Origin of the sequence: Pseudomonas fluorescens, from assembly GCF_001648775.1 — a bacterium.
GTDB classification, from domain to species: Bacteria; Pseudomonadota; Gammaproteobacteria; order Pseudomonadales; family Pseudomonadaceae; genus Aquipseudomonas; species Aquipseudomonas fluorescens_M.
Map to the genome: position 1 here is coordinate 245,259 of NZ_LVEJ01000001.1, position 18,845 is coordinate 264,103.

The 18,845-nt window shown below is 60.4% G+C and carries 16 protein-coding genes; 7 read left to right on the forward strand and 9 right to left on the reverse strand.

Translation table 11 applies throughout. The annotated features are described in order from the left end of the window. Positions 1–54 precede the first annotated feature (54 nt). The gene (locus A8O26_RS01180) at positions 55–1,449 is read left to right on the forward strand and encodes a NorM family multidrug efflux MATE transporter (RefSeq protein ID WP_064116650.1); all 1,395 of its coding nucleotides are present in this window, start codon (positions 55–57) and stop codon (positions 1,447–1,449) included. Between the two features lie 141 nt (positions 1,450–1,590). On the opposite strand, the gene A8O26_RS01185 is transcribed toward A8O26_RS01180, so the two are convergent. Further along, positions 1,591–3,264: a putative bifunctional diguanylate cyclase/phosphodiesterase gene (locus tag A8O26_RS01185; protein ID WP_064116414.1), complete on the reverse strand. Its 1,674-nt coding sequence runs from the start codon at positions 3,262–3,264 to the stop codon at positions 1,591–1,593. Between the two features lie 263 nt (positions 3,265–3,527). Between A8O26_RS01185 and rep the strand changes: the two genes are divergently transcribed. Both rep and A8O26_RS01195 read left to right on the forward strand, forming a co-directional pair. Then, positions 3,528–5,537 carry a DNA helicase Rep gene (rep, locus tag A8O26_RS01190; RefSeq protein WP_064116415.1) on the forward strand — a complete coding sequence of 670 codons (2,010 nt, stop codon included), beginning with the start codon at positions 3,528–3,530 and terminating at the stop codon, positions 5,535–5,537. 59 nt (positions 5,538–5,596) lie between these two features. Further along, on the forward strand, positions 5,597–6,169 hold the full coding sequence (locus A8O26_RS01195) for a xanthine phosphoribosyltransferase (RefSeq protein ID WP_064116416.1): 573 nt from the start codon (positions 5,597–5,599) through the stop codon (positions 6,167–6,169). A gap of 137 nt (positions 6,170–6,306) precedes the next feature. Here the strand turns inward: A8O26_RS01195 and A8O26_RS01200 are convergent, their stop codons facing one another. The 6 genes from A8O26_RS01200 to dadA all read right to left on the reverse strand — a co-directional run bounded on the left by A8O26_RS01200 (position 6,307) and on the right by dadA (position 12,586). After that, the gene (locus tag A8O26_RS01200) at positions 6,307–8,229 is read right to left on the reverse strand and encodes an acetyl-CoA hydrolase/transferase C-terminal domain-containing protein (RefSeq protein WP_064116417.1); all 1,923 of its coding nucleotides are present in this window, start codon (positions 8,227–8,229) and stop codon (positions 6,307–6,309) included. 323 nt (positions 8,230–8,552) lie between these two features. After that, the gene (locus A8O26_RS01205; RefSeq protein ID WP_064116418.1) at positions 8,553–8,969 is read right to left on the reverse strand and encodes a c-type cytochrome; all 417 of its coding nucleotides are present in this window, start codon (positions 8,967–8,969) and stop codon (positions 8,553–8,555) included. Positions 8,970–9,151: 182 nt separating this feature from the next. Further along, positions 9,152–9,700 carry a cupin domain-containing protein gene (locus A8O26_RS01210; protein WP_025112726.1) on the reverse strand — a complete coding sequence of 183 codons (549 nt, stop codon included), beginning with the start codon at positions 9,698–9,700 and terminating at the stop codon, positions 9,152–9,154. Between the two features lie 88 nt (positions 9,701–9,788). Further along, the gene (gene alr, locus A8O26_RS01215) at positions 9,789–10,862 is read right to left on the reverse strand and encodes an alanine racemase (protein WP_064116419.1); all 1,074 of its coding nucleotides are present in this window, start codon (positions 10,860–10,862) and stop codon (positions 9,789–9,791) included. Positions 10,863–10,956: 94 nt separating this feature from the next. After that, positions 10,957–11,310, reverse strand: coding sequence for a RidA family protein (locus tag A8O26_RS01220; protein ID WP_064116420.1), 354 nt, complete (start codon positions 11,308–11,310; stop codon positions 10,957–10,959). Continuing rightward, positions 11,282–12,586, reverse strand: coding sequence for a D-amino acid dehydrogenase (gene dadA, locus A8O26_RS01225; RefSeq protein ID WP_016985828.1), 1,305 nt, complete (start codon positions 12,584–12,586; stop codon positions 11,282–11,284). Before dadA ends, A8O26_RS01220 begins: the two co-directional genes overlap by 29 nt. A 156-nt stretch (positions 12,587–12,742) precedes the next feature. On the opposite strand from dadA, the gene A8O26_RS01230 reads away from it, so the two are divergent. After that, positions 12,743–13,231 (forward strand): Lrp/AsnC ligand binding domain-containing protein, encoded by a 489-nt coding sequence (locus A8O26_RS01230; protein WP_003177284.1) that lies wholly within the window; start codon positions 12,743–12,745, stop codon positions 13,229–13,231. A 110-nt stretch (positions 13,232–13,341) separates the two neighbouring features. Here the strand turns inward: A8O26_RS01230 and A8O26_RS01235 are convergent, their stop codons facing one another. Further along, positions 13,342–13,695 (reverse strand): YkgJ family cysteine cluster protein, encoded by a 354-nt coding sequence (locus tag A8O26_RS01235; protein ID WP_064116421.1) that lies wholly within the window; start codon positions 13,693–13,695, stop codon positions 13,342–13,344. A 148-nt stretch (positions 13,696–13,843) separates the two neighbouring features. On the opposite strand from A8O26_RS01235, the gene A8O26_RS01240 reads away from it, so the two are divergent. Then, positions 13,844–15,154 carry an NAD(P)/FAD-dependent oxidoreductase gene (locus A8O26_RS01240; RefSeq protein ID WP_064116422.1) on the forward strand — a complete coding sequence of 437 codons (1,311 nt, stop codon included), beginning with the start codon at positions 13,844–13,846 and terminating at the stop codon, positions 15,152–15,154. A 144-nt stretch (positions 15,155–15,298) separates the two neighbouring features. Here the strand turns inward: A8O26_RS01240 and A8O26_RS01245 are convergent, their stop codons facing one another. Next, complete coding sequence (locus tag A8O26_RS01245) at positions 15,299–15,544, reverse strand: DUF1127 domain-containing protein (protein ID WP_064116423.1); 246 nt, start codon at positions 15,542–15,544, stop codon at positions 15,299–15,301. A 180-nt stretch (positions 15,545–15,724) separates the two neighbouring features. Here A8O26_RS01245 and A8O26_RS01250 point away from each other — a divergent pair, with 180 nt between their 5' ends. Together A8O26_RS01250 and A8O26_RS01255 are read left to right on the forward strand one after the other, a co-directional pair. Beyond that, positions 15,725–17,146 carry a PLP-dependent aminotransferase family protein gene (locus A8O26_RS01250; protein WP_064116424.1) on the forward strand — a complete coding sequence of 474 codons (1,422 nt, stop codon included), beginning with the start codon at positions 15,725–15,727 and terminating at the stop codon, positions 17,144–17,146. A 60-nt stretch (positions 17,147–17,206) separates the two neighbouring features. Beyond that, positions 17,207–18,775 (forward strand): phospholipase D family protein, encoded by a 1,569-nt coding sequence (locus A8O26_RS01255; RefSeq protein ID WP_064116425.1) that lies wholly within the window; start codon positions 17,207–17,209, stop codon positions 18,773–18,775. Positions 18,776–18,845 lie beyond the last annotated feature (70 nt).

An 18,845-nucleotide genomic window follows, 5' to 3' on the forward strand; every position in this document is an offset into this window, starting at 1 on the left:
AAGGCCTGAGAATCGACGCTCCCCTGTTCCCTCCGAAATCGAGTGGTGATGACCATGCAGCATCCTGTGCGTACCGAACTCTGGGCCATCCTGCGGCTGGCAGGGCCGTTGATTGCTTCACAGTTGGCGCACATGCTGATGGTGCTGACTGACACGTTGATGATGGCGCGCCTGAGTCCGGAAGCGCTGGCCGGTGGCGGTCTCGGCGCGGCGAGCTATTCGTTCGTGTCGATTTTCTGCATCGGCGTGATTGCGGCGGTCGGCACGCTGGTAGCGATTCGCAAGGGCGCCGGCGACATCATCGGCGCCGCACGGCTGACTCAGGCCGGGTTGTGGCTGGCGTGGCTGATGGCGCTGGGCGCCGGGTTGCTGCTGTGGAACCTCAAACCAGTGTTGCTGCTGTTCGGCCAGACCGAAACCAACGTCAATGCCGCCGGGCAATTCCTGGTTGCCCTGCCCTTTGCCCTGCCCGGCTACCTGAGCTTCATGGCTTTGCGCGGGTTCACCAGTGCGATCGGGCGGGCGACGCCGGTGATGGTCATCAGTCTGGCCGGCACGGTGGCCAACTTCCTGCTCAACTATGCGCTGATCACCGGCATGTTCGGCCTGCCGAAAATGGGCCTGACGGGCATTGGCCTGGTCACGGCAATTGTGGCCAACTGCATGGCGTTGGCGCTGGCCTGGCACATTCGCCGGCATCCGGCTTATGACGCTTATCCCTTGCGCGAAGGCTTGTCGCGGCCCAACCGCCAGTACCTGAAAGAACTCTGGCGCCTCGGCCTGCCGATTGGCGGCACCTACGCGGTGGAAGTCGGCCTGTTCGCCTTCGCGGCACTGTGCATGGGCACCATGGGCAGCACGCAGTTGGGCGCGCACCAGATTGCTCTGCAAATCGTCTCGGTAGCGTTCATGGTGCCCGCGGGCATGTCGTACGCGATCACCATGCGCGTCGGCCAGCATTACGGCGCGGGGCAATTAAGCGATGCGCGGATGTCCGGGCGGGTCGGAATCGTCTTTGGCGCCGTGGTGATGCTGGGATTTGCGATGGTGTTCTGGCTGCTGCCGAATCAGTTGGTGGGGTTGTTCCTCGATCACAATGATCCGGCGTTTGCCGAAGTGATTCGCCTGGCGGTGAGCCTGTTGGCGGTGGCGGCGTGGTTCGAGCTGTTTGACGGCACGCAGACGATTGCCATGGGCTGCATTCGTGGGCTCAAAGATGCGAAAACCACGTTTCTGGTCGGGCTCGGCTGCTATTGGTTGATCGGTGCGCCAGCGGCGTGGTGGATGGCGTTCCACCTAGATTGGGGGCCGACGGGCGTCTGGTGGGGTTTGGCGCTGGGCCTGGCGTGCGCGGCGGTGAGCCTGACGCTGGCGTTTGAGTGGAAAATGAAGCGGATGATTCGGCTGGAACCGCAATCTCGGGGCTTCAAAATCCCTCAGCCTGAATGAGTTTCCCCTTGTGGGAGCGAGCCTGCTCCGGGCGGCGTTCCGACGAATGAGATCGATCAGTCAAATCATCTTTGCCTGACACACCGCTTTCGCGAGCAGGCTCGCTCCCACAGGGGCTCATGCCTGACCCGGAGATTGTATTTAGCTCACGATTTCCAAGGCTGGCTGTTGGCTTGAGCCGAAGGTCAGGTACTCAACCAGCTCCGCCAGCGGCAACGGCCGGCTGATCAGATAACCCTGCACCTGATCGCAACCAAAGCCGCGCAGCAGTTCCAGTTGCTCGGGCGTCTCGACCCCTTCCGCGACTACTTCCAGATGCAGGTTGTGCGCGAGATTGATCATCGCATGCACCAATTTACGGTTCTCTTCGCGCTGTTCCATGCCACCGACAAAGCTCTTGTCGATCTTCAGCAAGGTGATCGGCAGGCTGTTGAGGTGCACGAACGATGAGAACCCGGTGCCGAAGTCATCCAGCGAAAAACGCACACCGAGGCGCCCGAGCGCATCCATGGTCTGCTTGACCAGATCGCTGCGGCGCATCACCGCGGTTTCAGTCAGTTCGAACTCGAGCCATTGCGCTTCAACACCACGCTCAGCGATCAAGCGGCTGAGCGTCGGCAACAACTGACTGTCCTGAAACTGGCGGAACGACAGGTTGATGGCCATGTGCAGCGCCGGCAGCCCGCGTTCGCGCAACGCCTGCATGTCACGCAGAGCGCGGGAAATCACCCAGTAACCCAGCGGCACGATCAAACCACTCTGCTCGGCCAGCGGCACGAATTCGCTCGGTGGCAGCAAGCCGCGCTCGCCATGACGCCAGCGCACCAAGGCTTCGAGGCCGACAATCTGGCCGTCCTCAAGGTTCAGGCGTGGCTGGTAATGCAGTTCCAGCTCATCGCGACGCAAGGCCCGGCGCAGCTCGCTTTCGAGGTCGGCCATGCTCCGCGCGTTGCGGTTGATACGTTCGTTGAAGATGTGAAAGGTGCAGCCTTGCGTGCTTTTGGCTTGCTGCATGGCGATGTGTGCGTGCCACATCAGCGGATCGGCGCCACCCTGTGCGCGGGCATGGGCGATGCCGAGGCTGGAGCCGATCAACAGGCTTTCGCCATCGACCCAATAAGGTTCGGCGAGTGCTTCGGTGATGCGTTCGGCCATCCACTCGGCGCGTTGCGGCGCGCGGCGGGTATCGATTAGCAGGGCGAATTCGTCGCTGCCCAGCCGCGCCAGTTGATCACCGGCCTCCAGCTGACTTTTCAGCCGTGCGACCACTTGCAGGATCAAGCGATCGCCGGCCTGGTGGCCGAGGGCATCGTTGGCGTGGCGGAAGTTGTCGAGATCGAGATGCCCGAGGGCCAGGCCGCGCCCGTCGTTTTCCGCGAGGCGCGCCGTGAGCAAGGTCTGGAAACCCTGACGATTGGCGATGCCGGTCAGCGGATCCTGTTCGGCGAGGCGTTGCAGGGTGTTTTCGAGAACGCCGCGTTCGCGCACATGGCGCAGGCAGCGGCGCAGCATGCCGGCGTCGAGGGCATCGAACACCAGCCAGTCACTGACGCCAACCGGCGCAGTGTCCGGTTCGTGTTCCAGCAGCAACACCGTCGGCAGGCTGCAACGGCCCGGAGCCGGCTGCAAAGCAGGAATGGTCAACAACACCGCGTGGCGGTTGTCTTCGAACAAACTGCTGACCGACTCCCAGCTCGGCGCGCTGATCAGCACTGCCGCGCTGCCCATTGGAGCCAGACACTCGCGCAATAACGCTGTCCACGCTGGCTCTTCGGCCAGTAGCAGCAAACGCAAGGGTTCGACAGGCGTAGACAAGCTAGCTCCCTAGACTCTGCAATGATGTGGGCGGGGGCATTATGCCGTTGCGACGACCAATGACCAAATGACAACGGTTATCAAAACGTTATTTTGTGTCACGAATGAGTACATTAGCCGCAAAATCACCGCGCATCCTCCGCGAAAGTAACAAAACCGGCAAATTTGAATCGCGCGGTACGTCACAAGTCGGAGAGAGCAGCACAATTCTCTGAGCCTGTTAAAATGCCGGCCCATTTCGTCAACGACTCCCGAATTTTCGTATGTCCCGACTCAATCCCCGGCAGCAAGAAGCCGTGAACTACGTCGGCGGCCCTCTATTGGTGCTCGCCGGTGCTGGCTCCGGCAAGACCAGCGTGATCACGCGCAAAATCGCGCACCTGATCCAGAACTGCGGCATTCGCGCCCAGTACATCGTCGCCATGACCTTTACCAACAAGGCTGCGCGCGAGATGAAAGAGCGGGTCGGCACCCTGCTGCGGGCCGGCGAAGGGCGTGGCCTGACGGTTTGCACCTTCCACAACCTCGGCCTGAACATCATCCGCAAGGAACACGCGCGGCTGGGGTACAAACCCGGTTTCTCGATCTTTGACGAGACCGATGTAAAAGCGCTGATGACCGACATCATGCAGAAGGAATACGCAGGCGAAGACGGCGTCGACGAGATCAAGAACATGATCGGCGCCTGGAAAAACGACCTGATCCTGCCGCCTCAAGCGCTGGAGAACGCGCGTAATCCCAAGGAACAGACTGCCGCCATCGTCTACACCCACTATCAGCGCACGCTGAAAGCGTTCAACGCGGTGGATTTCGACGACCTGATCCTGCTGCCGGTAAAACTCTTCGAAGAACACGCCGACATCCTCGAAAAGTGGCAGAACAAGGTGCGTTACCTGCTGGTCGACGAATATCAGGACACCAACGCCAGCCAATACCTGCTGGTAAAAATGCTCATCGGCAAGCGCAACCAGTTCACCGTGGTCGGCGACGACGACCAGTCGATCTACGCCTGGCGCGGCGCGCGGCCAGAAAACCTGATGCTGCTCAAGGACGACTATCCGTCCTTGAAAGTGGTGATGCTCGAACAGAACTACCGCTCGACGAGCCGCATCCTGCGCTGCGCCAACGTGCTGATCTCGAACAACCCGCACGAATTCGAAAAACAGTTGTGGAGTGAGATGGGCCACGGCGACGAGATCCGCGTGATCCGCTGCCGCAACGAGGACGCCGAAGCCGAGCGCGTGGCCATGGAAATCCTCAGCCTGCACTTGCGCACCGACCGCCCGTACAGCGATTTTGCCATCCTCTATCGCGGTAACTATCAGGCCAAGCTGATCGAACTGAAATTGCAGCACCATCAGGTGCCGTATCGCCTGAGCGGCGGCAACAGCTTCTTCGGCCGTCAGGAAGTGAAAGACCTGATGGCCTACTTCCGCCTGATCGTCAACCCGGATGACGACAACGCCTTCCTGCGGGTGATCAACGTGCCGCGCCGCGAAATCGGCTCGACCACCCTGGAAAAACTCGGCAACTACGCCACCGAGCGCAAAATCTCGATGTACGCCGCCACCGACGAAATCGGTCTGGGCGAACATCTGGACAGCCGTTTCACCGATCGCCTGTCGCGCTTCAAGCGTTTCATGGACAAAGTGCGCGAGCAGTGTGCCGGCGAAGACCCGATTTCGGCGCTGCGCAGCATGGTCATGGACATCGACTACGAGAACTGGCTGCGCACCAACAGCTCCAGCGACAAGGCTGCCGACTACCGGATGAGCAACGTCTGGTTCCTGATCGAGGCGTTGAAAAACACCCTCGAGAAGGACGAAGAAGGCGAAATGACCGTCGAGGACGCCATCGGCAAACTGGTCCTGCGCGACATGCTCGAACGTCAGCAGGAAGAAGAAGACGGCGCCGAAGGCGTGCAGATGATGACGCTGCATGCGTCCAAGGGCCTGGAATTCCCTTACGTGTTCATCATGGGCATGGAAGAGGAAATCCTCCCGCACCGCTCCAGCATCGAAGCCGACACCATCGAAGAAGAACGCCGCCTGGCCTACGTGGGCATCACCCGCGCGCGCCAGACCCTGGCATTCACCTTCGCCGCCAAGCGCAAGCAGTACGGCGAGATCATCGACTGCGCGCCGAGCCGCTTCCTCGATGAGCTGCCGCCGGACGATCTGGCCTGGGAAGGCAACGACGATACACCGACCGAAGTCAAAGTCGTGCGCGGCAACAGCGCATTGGCTGATATACGCGCGATGTTAAAGCGCTAGAATTGACCACTTTTTTTACTAGACCTTCGGCGCACAAAGCGCCAAAAGAGGACAGCTTCATGGAAGCATTGCAGCAGAAAATCCGCGAACAAGGCATTGTGCTTTCCGACCAGGTCCTGAAGGTCGACGCCTTCCTGAACCACCAGATCGACCCGGCCCTGATGAAGCTGATCGGCGACGAATTCGCCACGCTGTTCAAGGATTCGGGCATCACCAAGATCGTCACCATCGAAGCCTCGGGTATTGCCCCGGCAATCATGACCGGTCTGAACCTCGGCGTGCCGGTGATCTTCGCCCGCAAGCAACAATCCCTGACCCTGACTGAAAACCTGCTGTCGGCGACCGTTTACTCGTTCACCAAAAAGACCGAAAGCACCGTGGCCATCTCGCCACGCCACCTGACCAGCAGCGACCGCGTGTTGATCATCGACGACTTTTTGGCCAACGGTAAGGCGTCGCAAGCGCTGATCTCGATCATCAAGCAAGCTGGCGCGACCGTGGCCGGTCTGGGTATCGTCATCGAGAAGTCGTTCCAGGGCGGCCGCGCCGAACTGGATTCGCAGGGCTACCGCGTTGAATCGCTGGCCCGGGTGAAATCGCTGACGGGTGGCGTTGTCACCTTCATCGAATAACCGCTGAAAGCCGCAAGCTCACCGCAATACCTGTGGGAGCGAGCTTGCTCGCGAAGGTGTCAGATCAGTCCCCTCTTCAGTGACTGACTAACCGCTTTCGCGAGCAAGCTCGCTCCCACAGGTTTTTTTGTCGTTTGTTACTGTGCGGTGGCTTTTAGGCCGGTGAGCAGCAGGCGCTGGAACAGGTCTTCTTTCAGGCCGTCCGGGTTGGTCAGTTGCATGCGTTGAAGATGCTCGGGATACAGCGAAGCCTCCGGCGCATCGAGAGCTGCCTTGCCCAGTTCCAGAATCTCGGTGAGTTTGAATTTGCTCTTCAGCCAGTTCAGCGCCCGCAACAAATCCCGTTCGATCGCCGTGAAATCACAGCCCAGCGGATACTCCGGAAACAGGTTCGGATGGCGCGCGGCGATGGCCTGCAAACGCTGCGGGGTGTTGTCGGCAAAGCGTGGATCGAGGCGGAAATCCTTGGGCAGTTTGCCGACTTTTTGCGCTTGTTCGATCAAACCCTGCTGGAAGCGCGAGTCGCTGATATTCAGCAGCGATTCAATGACGACCGCATCGGATTTACCGCGCAGATCGGCGATGCCGTACTCGGTGACGACGATGTCACGCAGGTGCCGTGGGATCGTGCAGTGGCCGTACTCCCAGACGATGTTGGAACTGACATCGCCGCCGGACTCACGCCAACTGCGCAGAATCAGAATCGAACGGGCATCGTGCAACGCATGCCCCTGGGCAACAAAGTTGTACTGCCCGCCGACGCCACTGAGCACGCGCCCGTCTTCCAGTTGATCCGCCACACCGGCGCCGAGCAGGGTCATGGTGAACACGGTGTTGATGAACCGCGCATCAAGGCGTTGCAGACGCTTGAGTTCTTCCTGCCCATACAACTCGTTGATGTAGCTGATGCGGGTCATGTTGAATTCGAGGCGTTTGCTCTGCGGTAACTCGCGCAGACGTTCATAGAAACTGCGCGGGCCGAGGAAGAAGCCGCCGTGCACCGAGATGCCGTCAGTCTGCGCCGCCTCATCAAGGGTGCCGGCGTTGGCCTGTTCCTGGGTCGGCACATCGGGATAAACCTTGCGCCGGATGATCCCGGCATCCGCCAGCACCAGCAAGCCGTTGACGAACATTTCGCTGCAACCGTAGAGGCCTTTGGCGAATGGGCCGGTGCCGCCCTCGCGGTTGATCAATTGCGCCCACTGGCTGAGGTTGATGTCATCGAGCAACGCCTTGTAACCGGCGTTATCCGCCTGACGTGCGAGCAATGCAGCCGTCAGTGCATCGCCCATCGAGCCGATGCCAATTTGCAAGGTGCCGCCATCGCGCACCAGTGTGCTCGCGTGAACACCAATGAAATGGTCCTGAAACCCCACCGGCATGTTCGGCGTGGAAAATAGCGTGCTGCTGTCCTTGGCGTCGATCAGCAAGTCGAAGGTGTCGATATCGACTTCAGCATCGCCGGGCATGTACGGCAGATCGGTGTGAACCTGGCCGACCAGCAAAATGGTGTCCCCGGCTTGGCGACGCTTGGCGATCATCGGCAACAGGTCGAGGGTGATGTCCGGGTTGCAACTCAGACTCAGGCGATCCGGGTGTTCGCTGCTACTGGCGAGCAACTGCGCGACCAGATTCAGCCCGGCGGCGTTGATGTCGCGAGCGGCGTGGCTGTAGTTGCTGCTGACGTAATCCTGCTGAGCCGGCGCGCTGTTGAGCAGGCTGCCGGGTTGCATGAAGAACTGTTCGATGCGGATGTTGGCGGGCAGGCTGTCGCGGTGCAGGTCGGCGAGGAAATCGAATTCCGGGTAGTCGCCGAAGACGCGCTCGACGAAGGGTTCGATAAAGCGCTTCTGCAAACCATCGCCCAACGTCGGGCGGCCGAGGCACAGCGCGGTGTAGATCGTCAGCTGCCGCTCGGGCAGCTCTTTGATTCGTCGGTACAGCGCGTTGACGAAGTGATTGGGTTTGCCCAGGCCCAGCGGCATGCCCATGTGGATATGTGCCGGCAAGCGTGCCAGCACGTCATCCACTGCCTGTTCGATCGAACACAACTGCACCATCTGAAGCCTCCTGCCCGTTCCGTGAATAGGGGTAGACCGAGCTTGCCTTGAGTTTGCTGCAATGAACAGAGTCAGATTTCCCTCACCCTAGCCCTCTCCCAGAGGTAGAGGGGACTGATTGGGGGATATTGGGGAGGTACGCCGACGTGAAATAGCTTTGCTGAATCCATAATCGCTAAGGTCTTTCAGGTCGATGTCGGACGCCAGACACCTCGATCGGCCCCCTCTCCCTCTGGGAGAGGGCTGGGGTGAGGGTGAGGGGCTCTTGAATCGCAGGCACAAAAAAACCGTCCGAAGACGGTTTTTTTCATCAGAAGCGCGGCTTATTTCAGGCCGGACATCTTCTGGATTGCGCCCTTCAACTCGTCATCCGAGCAATCGGCGCAGGTGCCTTTTGGCGGCATCGCGTTCAGGCCGGTAATGGCTTTGGCCAACAGCCCGTCGAGGCCGCCCTGATGATCGGCGCGGTCTTTCCAGGCGCCGGCATCACCAATTTTCGGCGCGCCCAACAGGCCAGTACCGTGGCAAGCGTTGCAATGTTTGGCAATCACTTCATCCGGAGTCTTCGCACCGCCACCGCCGCCGGCAGTCGCAGCCACTTCCATCCCCTTGCATTCCTGCCCTTGAACACACACCTGGCCGACGGGCTCGAGGCGTTTGGCAATGTCGTCATTCGTCGCAGCTTGAGCGCTGACAGCCCAGAGGGCCAATACGGTTGCTGGTGCAGCCAGCATTTTCATAATTAGATTCACGCGTTCACCCTCAATGGTGGCTATTCACGCCTGCGGCCACGGTTCGCAGGCGGGCGCAAGTATAGCGGGTAGCCCGCCACACTGAAACAACCCCATGATTGAAGGGGTCTTGTTGCGCATCGGTAAAACAGCTTGGGTGCCTTGGCCGTAATGGCCTGGCGCCTCTTGGTTTAAAAGTTTGCCGGCGTGGCTGCGCTGATTAGTCGCGCAGGCAAGTCGAACGGATTACGGAAACGATGCGGCTTGGTACTTTCAAAGTAGTAGCTGTCACCGGCTTCGAGAATAAAAGTTTCCAGACCCACCACCAGTTCCAGTCGACCTTCCACCAGAATCCCGGTTTCCTCGCCTTCATGGGTGAGCATTTCTTCGCCGGTATCGGCGCCCGGCGGGTAGATTTCGTTGAGAAAGGCGATGGCGCGGCTGGGGTGCGCACGGCCGACCAGTTTCATGGTCACGGCGCCGTCGGAAATGTCGATCAGCTCGTTGGCCTTGTAGACGATCTGGGTCGGGATTTCCTGCAGGATTTCTTCGGAAAAGAACTCGACCATGGACATGGGGATGCCGCCAAGAACCTTCCTCAGCGAACTGATCGAAGGGCTGACGCTGTTCTTTTCGATCATCGAAATGGTGCTGTTGGTGACGCCCGCGCGTTTGGCGAGTTCACGCTGGGAAAGCCCTTTGAGCTTGCGGATCGATTGCAGTCGTTCACCGACGTCCAAGGCGGGAGCCTCCTGATGTTGTAAGAATATTGAGCGTTATCATGGCGACAGCGTTCAGTATTTACAACACTTGGCCCCCGCAGCGGCGTCAACCCTCGGAATAGAGCCTTGGCACCCGACGCAGGTTGCAGAAGATCTGGTACGGGATGGTGTCGGCCCACTGCGCCACTTCGCTGGCGAGGATGTTTTTGCCCCACAGTTCGACGATCGAACCGAGGTCGGCTTCCGGCACGTCGGTGAGATCGATGCAAAGCATGTCCATCGACACACGACCGAGAATGCGACTGCGTTTACCCGCCACCAACACCGGCGTACCGGTCGGCGCCTGACGCGGGTAGCCGTCGGCATACCCCATGGCGACCACGCCGATGCGCATCGGCTTGTCGGTGATGAATTTGGCGCCGTAACCCACTGGCTCACCGGCGGGCAGCTCACGTACGCAGATGACTTTCGATTCCAGGGTCATCACCGGTTGCAAACGATCGGCAACGGCGTTGGCTTCTTCGAACGGTGTCGCACCGTAGAGCATGATGCCCGGGCGCACCCAATCACTATGAATCTGTGGCCAGCCAAGTACGGCAGGCGAGTTACGCAGGCTGACTTCCGCCGCCAAACCCTGACGCGCCGCTTCAAACACCGCGACTTGCTCGGTGCTGCTCTGCGCGTGCAGCTCATCGGCGCGGGCGAAGTGGCTCATCAACACAATTTTCGCCACTTTGCCGCTCGCCAGCAGGCGCTGATAAGCCGCCGGATAATCCTTTGGATGCAGACCCACGCGGTGCATGCCCGAATCGAGCTTCAGCCACACCGTGATCGGTTTGCTCAGTGCCGCCTGCTCGATCGCTTCGAGCTGCCACAGCGAGTGCACCACGGTCCAGAAATCGTGCTCGACGATCAGCGCAAGCTCATCGGCTTCGAAGATGCCTTCGAGCAACAATACCGGGGCCTTGATGCCGGCCGCGCGCAACTCCAAAGCCTCCTCGATGCAGGCGACGGCAAATCCGTCGGCCTCGGCTTCCAGCGCCTGGGCGCAGCGCACCGCGCCATGTCCGTACGCATCGGCCTTGATCACCGCAAGCGCCTTGGCGCCGGTGACTTCGCGGGCAATTCGGTAGTTGTGGCGCAGGGCTTCTAGGTCGATCAGGGCACGGGCAGGACGCATGGCGGCAGACTTCTAGGCGGTCATGGGAAGAAAAACCGGCGCCGACTGACGACGTGAACCGCCAACAGCGCCGGGAGAGGGATCTTTACAACGGTTACGGCAGCGCGGCGACGATAGAGATTTCTACCAGAATGCTCGGCTTGGCCATTTTCGCTTCGACGGTGGCACGGGCCGGGGCAGTGCCTTTTGGCAGCCACTGGTCCCACACCGAGTTCATCCCGGCAAAATGCGCTTCGATGTCGTTCAGGTAGATCGTCGCCGACAGCAAATGCTGTTTGTCGGTGCCGGCCAGATCAAGCAAACGCTCGATATTGGCCAGTACGTCACGGGTCTGCTGTTCAATCCCGGCGTCGAAGTCGTCGCCGACCTGCCCGGCCAGATACACGGTGCCGTTGTGGCTGACGATCTGACTCATGCGCTCATTGGTGAGCTGGCGCTGGATTGACATGTTTTGCGGACTCCTGGGTTTTGTTGCCATAACGGGAAATATCGAGGCCTTCGGCACTGATCTGCGGCTTTTTCTTCGCCATCAGGTCTGCCAGCAAGCGACCGGAACCGCACGCCATGGTCCAACCGAGCGTGCCGTGACCGGTATTGAGGAACAGGTTCTTGAACGGCGTGGCGCCAACAATCGGTGTACCGTCCGGGGTGGTCGGACGCAGACCGGTCCAGAAACTCGCCTCGGCCAGATTACCGCCCTGAGGATAAAGGTCGTTGACGATCATCTCCAGGGTTTCGCGGCGACGCGGGTTCAGCGACAGGTCAAAACCGGCGATTTCGGCCATGCCGCCGACGCGGATGCGGTTGTCGAAACGGGTGATCGCGACCTTGTAGGTCTCGTCGAGAATAGTCGAAGTCGGGGCCATCGCCGGGTTGGTGATCGGCACGGTCAGCGAGTAACCCTTGAGCGGATACACCGGGGCTTTGATGCCCAGCGGCTTGAGCAGTTGCGGCGAGTAACTGCCGAGTGCCAGCACGTAGCGGTCGGCGGTTTCCAGCTTGCCGTCGATCCACACACCGTTGATGCGATCACCGGCGTAGTCGAGCTTCTGGATGTCCTGGCCGAAGCGGAATTCGACACCGAGTTTCACCGCCATTTCGGCGAGACGCGTGGTGAACATCTGGCAGTCGCCGGTCTGATCGTTCGGCAGGCGCAGGGCACCGGCGAGGATGTCAGTCACACCCGCCAAGGCTGGCTCGACGCGGGCAATGCCGGCGCGGTCGAGGACTTCAAACGGCACGCCGGATTCTTTCAGCACGGCGATGTCTTTGGCGGCGCCATCGAGCTGCGCCTGAGTGCGGAACAATTGAGTGGTGCCGAGGCTGCGGCCTTCGTAGGCGATGCCGGTTTCGGCGCGCAATTCGTCGAGGCAATCGCGGCTGTACTCGGACAGGCGGACCATGCGCTCTTTGTTCACCGCGTAACGGTTGGCGGTGCAGTTGCGCAGCATCTGCGCCATCCACAGGTACTGGTCGATGTCGGCGGTGGCCTTGATCGCGAGAGGGGCGTGGCGTTGCAGCAGCCATTTGATCGCCTTCAGCGGCACGCCCGGCGCGGCCCACGGCGAGGCGTAGCCCGGCGAGACCTGGCCGGCGTTGGCGAAGCTGGTCTCCATGGCCGCAGCCGGCTGCCGGTCGACCACCACCACTTCAAACCCGGCACGGGCCAGATAGTAAGCACTGGCGGTACCGATGACGCCGCTACCCAAGACCATTACGCGCATTTTTGTATCCCTCATCGCGGCAGGGCCGCGTACGTCTGTTGTTAGAGCAATGATGCGCGCAGTGTAAAAAAGAAATGCCAGTGCTTTTCACTATATAAGCGCCTATATTTGGCGACAATTCTCGGCAAAAACCCCTTTCACAGAGGCGCATCCCCTATGCGTACCAACACTCAGACCAAACGTGAGCTGGACAAGATCGACCGCAACATCTTGCGGATTCTGCAGGCGGACGGGCGGATTTCCTTTACCGAACTCGGCGAGAAGGTCGGGCTGTCGACCACACCATGCACCGAGCGGGTACGGCGTCTGGAGCGCGAAGGGATCATCATGGGCTACAACGCCCGGCTGAATCCGCAGCACTTGAAGGGTAGCTTGCTGGTGTTTGTCGAGATCAGCCTCGACTACAAATCCGGCGACACTTTCGAAGAGTTCCGACGCGCGGTGCTGAAATTGCCGCACGTGCTGGAGTGTCATCTGGTGTCAGGGGATTTCGACTATCTGGTGAAGGCGCGGATTTCCGAGATGGCCTCGTACCGCAAGTTACTGGGCGACATTCTGTTGAAGCTGCCGCATGTGCGGGAGTCGAAGAGTTATATCGTCATGGAAGAGGTGAAAGAGAGCCTGAGCTTACCTATTCCGGATTGAAGATCGGTGGCGCTCCATTCGCGAGCAGGCTCGCTCCCACAGGGGAATGCATTCCAAATGTGGGAGCGAGCCTGCTCGCGAAAGCGTCGACTCGGTTCCGAGTGAACGCGTTAAACCAACACCTGCCGATTCGCCGCCATGTACTCGAAAATCTGCTTCTCCACCCGCGGATGAATCAGCTCCACCGGTCGTCGCTCATTCGGGCAAGGCAAGGTTTTGGTCGTGCCGAACAGCCGGCAAATCAGCGGCCGCTCTTCATACACCGTGCAACCATTCGGCCCCAGGTGCACACAGTTCAACTCTTCCATCGCCGCATCCTGTTCGGCGCGGGTCTTGCGCGGCAAGCGGGCCATTTCTTCCGGCGAAGTGGTCACCGGACCGCAGCAATCGTGGCAGCCGGGCACGCACTCGAACGAGGGAATCTGCTGGCGCAGGGCGCGGATTTTCTGGCTGTTGCAGCTCATTGCAGCGGTGACCGAGATGAAATAGGCGGCAATTGTGCCGCAAAAGCCGCGATCCAGACACCGCCGGCCGACCAGTGTTGCCCGCGTTCGGGCGTGCGGCTTATGCTCCGTCAAATTTTTTCGACACCCACGCCTCAGGATGACGCCCATGACCGCCCGCGCCGACACCTTCGCGAGCCAACCCCACGTTGCCTCTTACTACGCCGCCAGCAGCCTGCCGCAGCCGGATCACCCTGCGCTGCAAGGTGAAGTGGTGGCCGATGTGTGCGTGGTTGGCGGCGGCTTTTCCGGGTTGAACACCGCACTGGAACTGGCCGAACGCGGGCTCAGCGTAGTGTTGCTGGAAGCGCACAAGATCGGTTGGGGCGCCAGCGGTCGCAACGGCGGACAACTGATTCGCGGCGTCGGTCACGGCCTCGATCAGTTCGCCAACGTCGTCGGAGCCGACGGCGTGCGCGAGATGAAACTCATGGGCCTCGAGGCGGTGGAAATCGTTCGCCAGCGCGTCGAGCGTTTTCAGATTGCCTGCGACCTGACCTGGGGCTACTGCGACCTCGCCAACAAGCCCGCCGACCTTGAAGGTTTTGCCGAAGACGCCGAGGAACTGCGCGGTCTCGGTTATCGCTACGAAACACGTCTGTTGCAAGCCAGCGAAATGCACACGGTGGTCGGTTCCACGCGTTATGTCGGCGGCTTGATCGACATGGGTTCCGGGCATCTGCATCCGCTGAACCTGGCCTTGGGCGAAGCGGCAGCGGCGCAGCAGTTGGGCGTAAAACTGTTCGAACATTGCGCAGTGACGCGTATCGATTACGGCCCTGAAGTGAAGGTGCACACGGCGCAAGGCTCGGTCCGCGCGAAGACCCTGGTGCTCGGCTGCAATGCCTATCTCAATGGCCTGAATCCGCAACTCAGCGGCAAAGTCCTGCCCGCCGGCAGCTACATCATCGCCACCGAGCCGTTGAGCGAAAAACAGGCGCACAACCTGCTGCCGCAGAACATGGCGGTCTGTGATCAGCGAGTGGCGCTGGATTACTACCGACTCTCGGCGGATCGGCGTTTGTTGTTCGGCGGTGCCTGCCATTACTCGGGACGGGATCCAAAAGACATCGCCGCGTATATGCAGCCGAAGATGCTCGAGGTCTTCCCGCAACTGGCTGGCGTGAAGATCGACTTTCAATGGGGCGGCATGATCGGCATCGGTGCCAACCGTTTGCCGCAGATCGGTCGGCTTGCGGAACAGCCGAATGTGTATTACGCCCAGGCCTATTCCGGGCACGGGGTGAATGCCACACACTTGGCGGGCAAGTTGCTCGCCGAGGCGATCAGCGGGCAACACAGCGGTGGTTTTGACCTGTTTGCCAAGGTGCCGCACATCACCTTCCCGGGCGGCAAGCATTTGCGCTCGCCGTTGTTGGCGTTGGGGATGTTGTGGCATCGCCTCAAAGAGTTGGTCTGATGGTTTTGCAGTGATCCTGAGGCCGCTTTCGCGAGCAGGCTCGCTCCCACAAGGGATATGCGGTGGTTTGGAATGTTGTATCCACCGAAGATCAATGTGGGAGCGAGCCTGCTCGCGAAGGGGCCGGCAAGAACAATACAGATCTCAGATCCGCCAGAACGGCTTCAACCCCTCCTCCAGCGCCTGCTCTCGGGTCAGCCCGATGTCCTTGAGCTGATCCGCCGTCAGCGCCAGCAACGCCCTGCGCGTGTGCAGGCGATGCCACATCAGACCCCAGCGGCTCAGGCCGGACGGTGCGTTACGCATGATCTCGTTGCGCGCACGATCCTTTTGCCCTGCCGCCAGTTCCTGACTGTGTAACGTCAGCCGCACATCGCTCAAGCCGTTCATTTTTGTCGCTCCTGTTTACTTGGGTAGCCAGAGATTCCATGATGCGCGGGCGAGCGAAACCATTACAGATTCAAAGCAACTGTATTAACTCCATACAGATTTGCCGCTTTGCGGACTGAATTGTCCTTTGTTACTCAATCTGTACTGGTTTATCGAATCACCTGCACCGAGGCAGCGCCCATGACCCTCTACGTAAACCTCGCCGAATTGCTCGGCACGCGCATCGAAAACGGCTTCTATCGTCCCGGTGACCGGCTGCCGTCGGTGCGTGCTCTGAGCGTCGAACACGGGGTCAGCCTGAGCACGGTGCAGCAGGCTTATCGCGTACTCGAAGACAGCGGCCTGGCCACGCCGAAACCCAAGTCCGGCTACTTTGTCCCGGTCGGCCGCGAGTTGCCGGAGCTGCCCGCCGTGGGTAGACCGGCGCAACGACCGGTGGAAATTTCGCAATGGGATCAGGTGCTGGAGCTGATTCGCGCGGTGCCGCGCAAGGATGTCGTGCAACTGGGTCGCGGCATGCCGGACATCAGCTCACCGACCATGAAACCGCTGTTGCGCGGACTGGCGCGAATCAGCCGTCGCCAGGACATGCCCGGTCTGTATTACGACAACATCCACGGCACCCTCGAACTGCGCGAGCAGATTGCTCGGCTGATGCTCGACTCCGGTTGCCAACTGAGCGCCAGCGATCTGGTCGTCACCACCGGTTGCCACGAAGCGCTGTCCACCAGCATCCACGCAATCTGCGAGCCGGGCGATATCGTTGCGGTGGACTCGCCAAGTTTTCACGGCGCCATGCAGACGCTGAAAGGCCTCGGCATGAAAGCCCTGGAAATCCCCACCGACCCGCTCACCGGCATCAGCCTCGAAGCGCTGGAACTGGCGCTGGAACAATGGCCGATCAAGGTCATCCAGCTCACCCCGAACTGCAACAATCCGCTCGGCTACATCATGCCGGAGTCGCGCAAACGCGCCCTGCTCAACCTCGCGCAGCGCTTCGACGTGGCGATCATCGAGGACGATGTGTATGGCGAGCTGGCCTACACCTACCCGCGCCCGCGCACGATCAAGTCCTTTGACGAAGATGGCCGCGTGTTGCTCTGCAGTTCGTTTTCCAAAACCCTGGCGCCGGGGCTGCGGATTGGCTGGGTCGCCCCGGGCCGCTATCTGGAACGGGTGCTGCACATGAAATACATCAGCACCGGATCGACTGCGCCGCAGCCGCAGATCGCTATAGCCGAATTTCTCAAAGCGGGGCATTTCGAACCGCATTTGCGGCGGATGCGCACGCAATACCAACGTAATCGCGACATGATGATCGATTGGGTCACGCGCTATTTCCCGGTGGGTACGCGCGCCAGCCGCCCACAAGGCAGCTTCATGCTTTGGGTCGAATTGCCGGAGGGCTTCGATACCTTGAAACTGAATCGTGCGCTGCACGACCAAGGCGTACAGATTGCTGTTGGCAGTATCTTTTCCGCTTCGGGCAAGTACCGCAATTGCCTGCGCATGAACTACGCTGCCAAACCAACACCGCAAATCGAAGAAGCGGTGCGCAAAGTCGGCGCGACAGCGATCAAACTATTGGCCGCAACCGACTGACCTTTCTGCAGAGCCCAGCGTCCATATGCCGACCCTTGCCGCCAATCGGAACGATCCTACGTGAGCTTCAGACAGTCCCTCCCCGCTCTGCTGTTACTCGCCTCGTTCCTGAGTGGTTGTGCCACCCTCGACGTGCCGCGCGAACCCAGCCAGGCATTGCCCGCGTCCGACTCCAGCTTCGGCCGGTCGATCCAGGCCCAAGCGGCGCCTTATCAGGGCCGCTCGGGTTTTCGCCTGCTGTCCAACAGCAGTGAAGCGTTTACCGCGCGCGCCGAACTGATCCGCAACGCCCAGACGAGCCTCGATCTGCAGTACTACATCGTCCACGACGGCATCAGCACGCGGATGCTGGTCGAGGAACTGCTCAAGGCTGCCGACCGGGGGGTGCGCGTGCGCATCCTGCTCGACGACACCACCAGCGATGGCCTCGACCAGATCATCGCCACCCTGGCGGCGCATCCGCAGATCCAGATTCGCCTGTTCAACCCTCTGCATCTGGGCCGCAGCACTGGCGTCACCCGCGCGGCGGGGCGCTTGTTCAATCTGTCGCTGCAACACCGACGCATGCACAACAAACTGTGGCTGGCCGACAACAGCGCGGCCATCGTCGGCGGGCGCAATCTGGGTGACGAATATTTCGATGCCGAGCCGAACCTGAATTTCACCGACATCGACATGCTCAGCGTCGGGCCGGTCGCCGAGCAGCTCGGGCACAGTTTCGACCAGTACTGGAACAGCGCGCTGAGCAAGCCGATCGACGAATTCCTCTCCAGCAAACCGAGCGCCAAGGATCTACAGAACACCCGCACACGACTGGAAGAGTCGCTGGACGCCACCCGCCAACAGAACCACGCGCTGTATCAACAGTTGATGACCTTCAAGACTGCGCCGCGCATGGATATCTGGCGCAAAGAGCTGATCTGGGCATGGAATCAGGCGTTGTGGGATGCGCCAAGCAAAGTGTTGGCTAAGGGTGAGCCGGACTCGCAATTGCTGCTGACCACGCAACTGGCACCCGAACTGAGAGGCGTGAGCAAAGAGCTGGTGATGATTTCGGCGTACTTCGTGCCGGGCCAACCGGGACTGGTCTATCTGACCGGGCGTGCCGATGCCGGTGTATCCGTGAGCCTTTTGACCAATTCGCTGGAAGCCACCGACGTGCCGGCCGTGCACGGCGGGTACGCGCCGTATCGCAAAGCCTTGTTGGAACATGGTGTGAAGCTGTATGAACTGCGGCGCCAGCCTGGGGATAACTATGGCAGCGGTCCGCACGTGTTTTACAGCAAGTCGTTCCGCGGCTCGGATTCGAGCTTGCACAGCAAGGCGATGATTTTCGATCGCCAGAAGTCGTTTATCGGCTCGTTCAACTTCGACCCGCGCTCGGTGCTCTGGAACACCGAAGTCGGGGTGTTGGTCGACAGCCCGGAACTGGCCGAGCATGTGCGCGAACTGGCTTTGCAAGGTATGGCGCCGGCGTTGAGTTATCAGGCGAAATTGCAGGATGGCCAGATTGTCTGGGTCACCGAAGACAATGGCCAGATGCATACGCTAACCAAAGAGCCGGGGAGTTGGTGGCGACGGTTCAATGCGTGGTTCAGCACCACTGTCGGCCTTGAGCGGATGCTGTGAGCAAATAGAGTCTGACTGTGGCGAGGGAGCTTGCTCCCTCGCCACAGGTCATCACTCAGTTCAGGTTCAG

Bases quoted from the DNA above. Each gene is read 5' to 3' on its own strand.
- A8O26_RS01180 (WP_064116650.1), top strand. From the start codon at position 55: ATGCAGCATCCTGTGCGTACCGAACTCTGGGCCATCCTGCGGCTGGCA.
- rep (WP_064116415.1), top strand. From the start codon at position 3,528: ATGTCCCGACTCAATCCCCGGCAGCAAGAAGCCGTGAACTACGTCGGC.
- A8O26_RS01195 (WP_064116416.1), top strand. From the start codon at position 5,597: ATGGAAGCATTGCAGCAGAAAATCCGCGAACAAGGCATTGTGCTTTCC.
- A8O26_RS01200 (WP_064116417.1), bottom strand. From the start codon at position 8,229: ATGGTGCAGTTGTGTTCGATCGAACAGGCAGTGGATGACGTGCTGGCA.
- A8O26_RS01205 (WP_064116418.1), bottom strand. From the start codon at position 8,969: ATGAAAATGCTGGCTGCACCAGCAACCGTATTGGCCCTCTGGGCTGTC.
- alr (WP_064116419.1), bottom strand. From the start codon at position 10,862: ATGCGTCCTGCCCGTGCCCTGATCGACCTAGAAGCCCTGCGCCACAAC.
- A8O26_RS01220 (WP_064116420.1), bottom strand. From the start codon at position 11,310: ATGTCAATCCAGCGCCAGCTCACCAATGAGCGCATGAGTCAGATCGTC.
- dadA (WP_016985828.1), bottom strand. From the start codon at position 12,586: ATGCGCGTAATGGTCTTGGGTAGCGGCGTCATCGGTACCGCCAGTGCT.
- A8O26_RS01230 (WP_003177284.1), top strand. From the start codon at position 12,743: ATGCGTACCAACACTCAGACCAAACGTGAGCTGGACAAGATCGACCGC.
- A8O26_RS01235 (WP_064116421.1), bottom strand. From the start codon at position 13,695: ATGAGCTGCAACAGCCAGAAAATCCGCGCCCTGCGCCAGCAGATTCCC.
- A8O26_RS01240 (WP_064116422.1), top strand. From the start codon at position 13,844: ATGACCGCCCGCGCCGACACCTTCGCGAGCCAACCCCACGTTGCCTCT.
- A8O26_RS01245 (WP_064116423.1), bottom strand. From the start codon at position 15,544: ATGAACGGCTTGAGCGATGTGCGGCTGACGTTACACAGTCAGGAACTG.
- A8O26_RS01250 (WP_064116424.1), top strand. From the start codon at position 15,725: ATGACCCTCTACGTAAACCTCGCCGAATTGCTCGGCACGCGCATCGAA.